Origin of the sequence: Corynebacterium sp. KPL2680 (genome assembly GCF_040225675.1) — a bacterium.
In the GTDB taxonomy this organism is placed as follows: domain Bacteria; phylum Actinomycetota; class Actinomycetes; order Mycobacteriales; family Mycobacteriaceae; genus Corynebacterium; species Corynebacterium rhinophilum.
This window is the reverse complement of the sequence record NZ_JBEHFM010000036.1, coordinates 1-7,646: the sequence shown is the minus strand read 5'-3', so window position 1 is coordinate 7,646 and position 7,646 is coordinate 1. Positions and strand designations below refer to the sequence as shown.

8 protein-coding genes are annotated in these 7,646 nt (G+C 51.6%); 3 read left to right on the top strand and 5 right to left on the bottom strand.

The window, feature by feature from the left end; all coding sequences use genetic code 11:
* Nucleotides 1-705: 705 nt before the first annotated feature.
* From ABRP66_RS11190 to ABRP66_RS11180, 3 genes are all read right to left on the bottom strand, one after another.
* Nucleotides 706-972 carry a hypothetical protein gene (locus ABRP66_RS11190; RefSeq protein ID WP_349838691.1) on the bottom strand — a complete coding sequence of 89 codons (267 nt, stop codon included), beginning with the start codon at nt 970-972 and terminating at the stop codon, nt 706-708.
* Complete coding sequence (locus tag ABRP66_RS11185) at nt 969-1,559, bottom strand: AAA family ATPase (RefSeq protein ID WP_284783792.1); 591 nt, start codon at nt 1,557-1,559, stop codon at nt 969-971. The genes ABRP66_RS11190 and ABRP66_RS11185 overlap by 4 nt, the downstream gene beginning before the upstream one ends.
* A gap of 283 nt (nt 1,560-1,842) precedes the next feature.
* Complete coding sequence (locus ABRP66_RS11180; protein WP_203397387.1) at nt 1,843-1,956, bottom strand: ribbon-helix-helix protein, CopG family; 114 nt, start codon at nt 1,954-1,956, stop codon at nt 1,843-1,845.
* A 188-nt stretch (nt 1,957-2,144) separates the two neighbouring features.
* Between ABRP66_RS11180 and ABRP66_RS11175 the strand changes: the two genes are divergently transcribed.
* Nucleotides 2,145-2,768: a hypothetical protein gene (locus tag ABRP66_RS11175; RefSeq protein WP_284783790.1), complete on the top strand. Its 624-nt coding sequence runs from the start codon at nt 2,145-2,147 to the stop codon at nt 2,766-2,768.
* A 406-nt stretch (nt 2,769-3,174) separates the two neighbouring features.
* Here ABRP66_RS11175 and ABRP66_RS11170 read toward each other — a convergent pair whose 3' ends face one another.
* Nucleotides 3,175-4,419: an IS256 family transposase gene (locus ABRP66_RS11170; protein WP_349838690.1), complete on the bottom strand. Its 1,245-nt coding sequence runs from the start codon at nt 4,417-4,419 to the stop codon at nt 3,175-3,177.
* 389 nt (nt 4,420-4,808) lie between these two features.
* Here ABRP66_RS11170 and ABRP66_RS11165 point away from each other — a divergent pair, with 389 nt between their 5' ends.
* Nucleotides 4,809-5,942 carry an HNH endonuclease signature motif containing protein gene (locus ABRP66_RS11165; RefSeq protein WP_349838689.1) on the top strand — a complete coding sequence of 378 codons (1,134 nt, stop codon included), beginning with the start codon at nt 4,809-4,811 and terminating at the stop codon, nt 5,940-5,942.
* A 28-nt stretch (nt 5,943-5,970) separates the two neighbouring features.
* Entirely contained in the window at nt 5,971-6,552 is a 582-nt protein-coding gene (locus tag ABRP66_RS11160; RefSeq protein ID WP_284852342.1) for an LURP-one-related/scramblase family protein, read from the top strand.
* Here ABRP66_RS11160 and ABRP66_RS11155 read toward each other — a convergent pair.
* Nucleotides 6,491-7,504, bottom strand: coding sequence for an MFS transporter (locus tag ABRP66_RS11155; protein ID WP_284852341.1), 1,014 nt, complete (start codon nt 7,502-7,504; stop codon nt 6,491-6,493). The two genes, ABRP66_RS11160 and ABRP66_RS11155, sit on opposite strands and share 62 nt — an antisense overlap.
* Nucleotides 7,505-7,646 lie beyond the last annotated feature (142 nt).

Below are 7,646 nucleotides of genomic sequence, written 5' to 3'. Positions count from 1 at the left end.
CAGTACCTGGACATGGTGGTAGATTACCTTTCTTCCCAGCTCGACTGGGCTGGATATCAGGTGTCCACCAAACAGGGGTCAGGTCCTTATGTCTACTCTCCCCTTAGGAGTTCCTCTTGCCAGTGCCGCCCAACCCAGTACGGGAGACGACAAGACCATACTGGGACAAAGTAATCAAGGTGTTCCCATCCGAAAGAGAATGCCGCACTGAACAGGCAAAATGGAATGTAGGTTATACTAAAGGCCTTGAGCGAATGTTTGATTTTAGCGGTAAGCCAGGGGTCGACTGGGCTCGCTGTGTAAAAACCGATGCCGGTTCATGGGCACTGGAAGACGTGTCTTAATGAAGTGCTCATACCTCGTATGAGCACTCTTTTCTGTTGTAGAAGTACCTCTAAAGGTTCCGCTCACTCAGTAGAAAAATGATGCAACCTTAGTAGCAGGGCCTTTTATCATAGTTGGGTTTATCTAACGTTCTACCTTTCAAATAGGAAAAGTTATCCACCTTGCTTAAGCGCAGACAAGAAATATTTCCCCCCACCACCAGATCTCATAGCACTTTTTAAAGGTAGGTTCACCTCACTCAAGATCTACCTCCCCGTTTTCTCCTGCGCATACTTACCCTCACGACGGTGGGGATGGTTTATCTACACCTGCTGGGTTTACAGGAATACAGGTGCGGTAAAGCTGTATTCCTGTAAAACCTTATTTGTTGTTGCGGACGTATTCTTCGAGGTAGTTGCTGACAATCTCGCGAATGGTCATGCCTTTTTGCGCGGCGATGACTTTGAGTTCTGCATGAAGTTCGCGGTCAATTTCGACGGTCATCTTCTTGACGTAGTCGCGGCCGGTGGGTTGATGGAATGCACCTCGTACTGTTTTCTTCTCCGCGGTCGGGGCCGGCCTTGCGGATTTCCTTGAGGAGGTTCGCGGGCCTTGCTGGGCCCTGGCGCGTTCTTTGCTGGTGCTCATTTCATCATCTCCATGAGTTCGTCTGCGGCTTGTTCATAGCCGTGCATTTCTGGGCCTGGGCAGTAGCCGAAGGCTAGGTGCATGTCCTCGCGTAGCGGGATTTCGGTTTTAAAGTGGGGCATTTGTTCTGTATCAAGTGCTTCTCGTGCAGCATCAAGAGCACTGGTGCCCTTCCTAGCGAACGTCAGCAGGACTGCATGCGGTGTTCCGCTAACTGCGTCGCGCAGTTCCCACACACGAGAAAGGTCAGCTGCAGCAGAACGGGTCGGAAGAATGATGAAATCACTGACAGCGATTGCTGCTTCGATAGCGTTCTCGTCTCCTGGCGGCACATCAATAAACATGAATTCATCGTCCCCGACGAGTGCCGCCTGCCTATCAACACGCTTGGGAATAGACAATTCAACCCCAAACGGTAAAGGGTCGCCTCCATCTTCCGCGCGTTCAGACCATTCCAGAGCTGAACCCTGCCGGTCTAAGTCTGTGACAGTCACGGTCTTTCCTCGGTGGGCGAAAACCGTAGCGAGAAACATCGTTGTAGTGGTCTTGCCAACGCCACCCTTGGCGTTAATGGCAGTAATAATCATGGCTTCTCCTAGGTGGATACGTCATTACGTCTATTAGACTACAGATTTCAGTAAATACTATTTTACATCTATACAGGTCTACAGTTGTATAGTTTACTGTAAATACTAAAAGTGCTGGCAGATGAGTCTTTTGCTTCTTTTTATCGTCATGTTCTACAGACAGACCTGCGAGCTTGATGCGGCAAAACTCGTTTTCAATGCTCTTGTCTTCGAAGTCCGCTGCGATGTGTCCCCAGTGGTATCCCTCCAACTGGGACAGCATCGCAGTAACTGCCATCTTGAGTTAGAAGCCACGACTGCGACCAGTACGGGCACATAGAGCATCTAGGCGCTCGATGATGCCTTCTGACATCCGTATAGATACCACTCGGTCTGAACGGTGAGGTCCTTGAACCATAATCAGAAGGCCTTTCGCTCCTACCACAAACAATGATTGCATAAGTTCGGCCTCGACACGGAAGAGGCGACTTTTTACCATGGAGAACCTCTTCCTTATTACATATACTTAAAGTGAGCAGGAGCAAAAGTTCCCTAGCTCAACACTCCGGTACTCTATGCCTAATCACCGCCCATAGGAGATTCGAAATGCATACTTCTCACTCATGGCTGAAGAGAACCTGCACCAAACGCGCCATGATAGCCTGCGTGGCACTTAGCATGGTTGGAGGAAATACATACGCTACAGCAGCCGAGACAAATTCCCCCGATTTTACCGCTGCCGAAGTAAATTCAGAACCGACTTCTGCACAGGAAGCACAACTGGCTGATGACCTAGAAGTACTGTTTACGGAATATATTCCCCAAAAAGATGGTGTCTTCACCGTCAATGAACAAGCCGTAATAAGAGATGGTTACGCAGACAGCATGGGCGACTTTCATGCAGTGGCCCGAGCCTTCAACAGTCCCAACCCTGGACATCCTCAGGCAGGTTCAAAAACCCCAGTTATGGTACAAACTTACGATGCAAATTCATACGCAAAGTGCGTATTATGGAGTGCGCTAGGAATTCCAGCCACGGCTTTCACTAGCGGCACGTGGTCAGCCATCGTAACTGGTATTAAAGCCTTCAATTGGAAGCTGACCGCTTCCACCATCGTACGAGCTCTTGGCCCTGCATTCGTAAACGGTGCTGGAAAGGCCATCGGTGGTCCAGCGACGATCGCAGCCGCCTTGGCCGCTTCCGCAGGATTGTGTGCCTTTCAACAGTAATGGTTTCTAGAAAAAAGTATCTTGTTCGCCTGATTGGCACCAGCATTATTTTCTTTGCACTTGTTGCCGTTATCTTCGCTTTCTTTTTTTCAATGGGCCGAGGACACACGCTAAATTTTGATGACGCGATTCCTTGGCTTATCGGAACCCTAGTCTCTGGACTGCTGACTGTAATGTGGGTCAAAAGAAAAGCAAAGGACTTCCGAGAAAGAGAGAATCTCTGGGGACCATCGACGAAATAAAAGCACCTAATTTACCAGGATGGTAATGCTCAGATGTTGCGACGAGGGCCGAAACTTTAAAAAGTTTCGGTCAAGTCCGTGGAAGTGGTGTATCTGTTCTTTCTGAATCGAGGGACAGTGTCAAGGTCGGTGTTGGGGTCCGGCTCGGGGGTGATGTCGGTTCATTAGGAGGCTGCCTCGATGGTGTCTGCGTCGTTGGCGTGGATGGTATTGGTAGCTATCAGGCGTCGGGTGTGTTCCAAGCTCGCCAGCGACATGTAGCGTTTTTGTTGGATCCAATCATCATGTTGCTCGGCTAGTACAGAGCCGACCAGGCGGATCACAGACCTGCGGTTAGGGAAGATCCCTACAACGTCGGTACGCCGCCGGATTTCACGGTTCAAACGCTCCGTTGGATTATTGGACCACACCTTCGTCCACACAGGTTTAGGCGTTTGTGTGAATGCAAGGATTTCATCTAATGACTCCTCTAGGTAGTCGGCGACGTCAGGGAAACGCTCATGGCAAAACTCAACAACCTCACGTGCTTGGTCCCACGTGGCTTGAGCGTCGGCTTGCTGGAAGATGGAATGAAACATTCCAGATAGTGTGGTCCACTGGCGTTTGGACACCTTGGATGAGAGGTTCCTAGCAAAATGCGTGCGGCAGCGCTGCCAGCTGGCTGTCGGCAGTACTTGGCCAACAGCGGCCTGGATTCCCAGGTGAGCATCACTGGTAACTAGATAGACTTGCCCAAGTCCGCGGGCTTTAAGGTCTTGGAAGAACCCTGTCCATGATTCCACGGATTCCGATGTGGCGATCTGCATGCCCAACAGTTCTCGGTACCCGTCGTTGTTGACACCGGTAGCGATAAGCACACTGGTTTTTACGACTCGTCCGCCTTCGCGAACTTTCATCGTCAGCGCGTCACACGACAGGTAGAAATAAGGGCCGCTATCTAAAGGGCGGGTACGAAAGTCAGCGACCATGTCGTCGAGTTCTTTGGCCATATCAGATACCTGTGATTTCGACAGATTGTCAATGCCCAAAGAAGCTACCAGATCATTCATACGCCTAGTGGAGACCCCTTTGAGATAACACGTCGCTATCACGGTAGTTAGAGCTCTTTCGGTGCGGGTACGCCGTTCTAGGAGCCATTCAGGGAAGAATGCCCCGTGACGTAGCTTCGGGATAGCAATATCAAGCGAGCCAACGCGGGTATCGAGCCTGCGGTGGCGGTAGCCGTTGCGGGTATTAGTCCGCTGAGGAGAAACTGTGGCGTAATCGGCGCCGCAAACACTATCTGCTTGAGCCGAGAGAATCTGATTGATGAAGTCTGTCAGCATCTGGCGCATCAAGTCAGGGGAAGCCTGAGTAAGCAATTCTTCCAGATACCCGGTCGGATCGATATGATGAGGGTTAGTGGTCATCGCGGGTTACTTCCTTTCGAGGATAGGTAAGAGTTGATTCGAAAGGTACCCGCGGTGGTCGCCTTTATGCGCACCGAAGCGAGGCTTCACCCGGGTAACAGATACACCACACTAGCGGACGCAACCCCGGGTTCTTCCTGCGTTTCCTGCTCCTGACTCATACCTGCCTTAAACTAGCACATAATTTTGCTTTTTAAGCTGGTTATCTTGACGGAAAAATATGCAGTTCTACCTGCAAAAACGCGTTAAAACAGGCGAATGTCCGGCGGGTGTTCTATAGTGTTTTCGTACACACGTTCACACTACAAATTTAGGTTTTAAGCGCCATGGAAGATCCCTACTTTTCCACGACCAACACCAAAGACCCCACTACACGCTTAGCTTTTGAGATGCGAAAGACTGAATATGAGTTCTGGACTGAGCAGATCCCCGATCTCGATTCTGATTTCGAATTAGTCACCCAATCCCTCTACCGCGCCACCGGAGTTAATGAAGGGCGAATCGGCCATATCCTGATGGCCCTGTACCGCCTGGAAGAGCTCCCCCAACTGAAAGAACTGCAGCACCAGCTCTATCACCTAGATTTAGACCGCCTCATTGCCATCAATAAATCCCTTAACCGCCTGGGCAACCCGACCCCGGAGGTAGTCGCGCGCATCGATGAGCAGCTCACCGCCTACCTCACTCCCACCCGCGCCAACCAGTCCATGCGGACGCAAGCCCAGATTAAAAGGAAGATTAATGAGCTCATCAACCTCGAAGATGACACGCTTGCGGTCAAAAAGGGGCCGACCCAGCCGCGCTACACCATGGAGAATTGGGGAGACAATACCTCGGCGATGACGCTGAGCGCGGATCCCTCGGTGATGGCGTGCGTAGATAAGTGCATCAAGGAGACTGCGCTCAAGCTGGATTGCTCGCTTGCCGATGCCGCCATTTCCCTCCTCACCGGCAATACCGAAGCACCCCAAGTCATCCTGAATGCTTACAAGGCAACCGATGTCCCCAACTCCCCCGCATTCATTGAATCCGTTGGGTGGCTCGACCCAGCGCGCTCCAACGCGCTGCCCTACTCCAAGATCCGGGAAATGAACCCGGATAAGGAGGTAAAGGGATACGTCACCCCGCCGGATATGGCAGCCTACCTCGAAGGATTCGACGGCACCTGTCGCTACCCAGGCTGCAACCGTCCTGCCACGGTGTGCCAAAAGGATCACCGCATCAACCACGCGGATGGCGGACCGACGACTCCCGCAAACCTCGCGTGCCTGTGCCAGCACCACCACAACATAAAGACCGATGGCCGGGCTTTCTACGTCATGGATCCGCACACTCGAGACATTATTTGGCTCTTCGAAGACGGCACCTGGACCGTCACCGTGCCCTCCGGCCCGCTGGCAGAAAAGAATAAGAATTGGGTGCAGACTTTTGCACAAACCATGACCGCCCACCGTGCGCGAGCCTACGAAGAGGCCCACGAGGCACAGAAAGAAGCAAAAACCACCCCTAGGGAGGAGGATTAAAAACGCCCAATGCCATACATTGGCAGGCATGATACAAAACTTATTCACGCCAGACGAGCTGGTTATTTCCCAAACCAAGTCTTTCCTCAAAGATCGATTCATGATTTCTGATGTCAACGGGACCCCCGTCGGCACCATTGTGCAATCCACCAGCCTCAAGGACATGGTGTTTAAACCCTCCCGGAGCTTGGAGGTCGCGCTCACGGATGCCGAAGGCAACCCCCAACAAACAGTCATGACGATTTCGGATCCGCCGAATCTTCTGCGGGATACCTACGAGGTGCACCTGCCGGGAATTGAACAGCCCATGGCCGTTATCACCAAGCGTTTCTCCATGTTCAAAACCAAGATGGAACTAACGATGGAGGGCTTTGCCGATGTCGAAGTACACGGCGATTTCTGGGACTGGAATCTCACCATCACCTCCCAGGATCGCCAGCTTGCCGATGTCTCCAATAAATGGACCGGCATGGGCAACTACTTCATGGGTAAAAACACGTATCTCCTGCGCATCGTGCCAGGCCTCAACGAGCAACAACACGCCGCCATCATTGGCGCCGTAATGAGCATGGATATGCTGCGCGCGAAGAAACAGAAAAACAGCAACTAGGTGCGCGCATGGTCATTGTTGCAAACGGTGTTTCAGGACTGGTCCCACTGTAAGCACGGAGGTTCCAATTCCGGATACGGCAAGTGCCGATGGCGCTTACGACAGGCGCCCCGATGATGTATCCGATAAGCATCGCAGAGCTATTTATCGATCCCATCGTAGAAAGGGCTTTGGGCTTAACCTCATCAGGTACGGTTCCAACAACGATGATTCGCAGTGCAGCCACCTGAACGGCATTGCATACTCCGCTAAGGAAGAAGCATGGAATACAGAGCCACAAGGAGGGAATTAGACCGGGTAAAGCAATAAAACACCCCATGGCGAAGCCGGCTCCGGTCAGGGCCTTCTCGGCATTGTGTGCGCTGAGATGGGCTGAAAATCGTGCGCCAAAGATGCGGCCCACGATGAAAGCCTGGGCGATGATTGCATATACCGTACCGCTCGCTTGGAGGGTACTGGTCACATAGAAGACAAGCGCAATGTTGAAAATCGAGGTGCAAATGATTGCTCCCCAAATGCTGGTTAGTGCGGAGCGAGAACGTCTATTTTTCAATAAGAGAGAAGGAGCCTCGAGTACCTTTTGGAAAAAGCTCGGTGAAGATTCTTTCAGTCTTAGCTGCACTGAATTGTCCTGGGACGTGGATTTGTAGAGGAAGAAAAAGACAAGTAGCGAAACCGCCACGGCGCAAGCTTCAACAAAGAGTGCAGTCTGCACGTTCCTTTGGTCAAGAAGTAATCCTCCCAGCAATGAGCCAAGGAATCCGCCGCCAAGGCGCGCGGTATCCAAGAGGGAGAAGGCTTTCGCTTGCTGGCTTCCACTGACTTGGGAGTCAACGATAGTGAAAATGGCTGGAATCGACAGTCCGCTTAAGCATGCGGTGACGAGGTTTCCAAAAATGAGGATCAACGGCTCTGGAAAGGCTGTCATTGCTAATAGGCCCAGCAGATCCAATAAGAGAACAGAAATTGCTATTCGATAGCTGCTGAATTGGTCTGGGCTGGATTAAATAGACCATATGGTTTGATCGTGTCTTCCGTGACAGCCCCTTGTTGGGCAGGAAGACTGATAATCATGAAGAAGTTTTCAAAACACA